Origin of the sequence: Streptomyces sp. NPDC059828, from assembly GCF_042731955.1 — a bacterium.
Lineage (GTDB): Bacteria > Actinomycetota > Actinomycetes > Streptomycetales > Streptomycetaceae > Streptomyces.
The window spans coordinates 1-1,269 of sequence record NZ_JBHWIW010000112.1; the positions used below are offsets into that span (position 1 = coordinate 1).

Annotated in this window: 1 protein-coding gene; it reads left to right on the plus strand. The window is 70.1% G+C overall.

Going from position 1 to position 1,269, the window contains the following annotated elements:
* Positions 1 to 278: 278 nt before the first annotated feature.
* Positions 279 to 1,136, plus strand: a complete 858-nt coding sequence (locus ACFV6V_RS31135; protein ID WP_385571188.1) for a methyltransferase — start codon at positions 279 to 281, stop codon at positions 1,134 to 1,136.
* The last annotated feature ends 133 nt before the right edge of the window (positions 1,137 to 1,269 follow it).

Genomic DNA, 1,269 nt, shown 5'->3' on the forward strand with positions numbered 1-1,269 from the left:
AGGCCGGGCCGCTTCGCGGTCGCTCCGCGAGCCTGGCGGCCCCGCCGGAACCCGGGTACGGGCGAGCCTGCCCGACCGACCGAGGGGAGCCCCCGCCCACCGGGCGGAGCCGTGGCGGACGCCGCCCCTGACCTGCGAAAACATGTGATCCAGGTCACCCCCTGAGGCCCCTGCTTCAGGTGGACCCGGACCCCTAAATAAGGCAGAATTAGTGATGCCGGAAGGGGATGGCAGCCCCGGACGACGAACCCCGAACCTTCAACACCAGGGAGAGCGTGATGGCGAAGCTGACCAGGGAGCAAGAGCGACTGCACCGCGAGGCGACGCGGCTGGTCAAGCTGAACCGCGACTTGACGGAGGAGGAGCGGGAAACCGTGCTCGACCACTGGCAGGAGTCCAGCACGACCAGCAACTCTCTGGACGGAGCGTTTTTCACCCCGGAGGATCTGGCGCTCGACCTCCGGCTGGAGGTGAACGGGGAGCGTGTCATCGACCTGTGCGCGGGGATCGGCCGTCTGGCGTGGGCCGTGCAGGACAAGTGGCACAGGAGGTTCGAGGGGAGGCCGCCGCGCGAGGTGGTGTGTGTCGAGAAGAACCCGGCATACGTCGAGGTGGGACGGAAGGTCGTGCCCGAGGCGCATTGGATCTGCGCGGACGTCTTCACCCTGGACCCGAAGACGCTGGGGCGGTTCGACTACGCGGTGGCCAACCCCCCCTTCGGCCGGGTGGAGCGGAGCGGGAACGGGCCGAGGTACCGAGGCCCGAACTTCGAGTTCCACGTCATGGACATCGCGTCGACCCTCGCGAGGAAGGGGGTGTTCCTCGTGCCGCAGATGTCCGCGCCGTTCAAGATCGCGGGAGTCCACAGCTACGAGGAGCAGCGCAGCACCGCGTACGAGCGCTTCCACCGGGAGACCGGATTCACCCTCTGCTCCCGCGTGGGCATCGACACATCCGCCTACGAGGACGGATGGCGAGGCGTCAGCCCGCGCACAGAGGTGGTGTTCGCGGATTTCGAGGACGCGGAAGAGGGCCTGTTGCCGGTCCCCGCCCCGCGCTCCGTGGCCACACCGCGCGCTGCTGTGCCCCAGCCCACGGCGACCGCGTACGAGTACGAGGTAGCCGCCCTGTTCTGAGACGGCTCCCCCCCGTCCCCGCCGAGCCGGCCGGGGCGGGGCGGCGTCGTGGCGGCGGTTGCGGACACGCCTGGCGGCGTGGCGGTGTTGGTGGCCCGGTGCGTGCTCGCCGGCCCCGGCCTCCTTCGTCGGC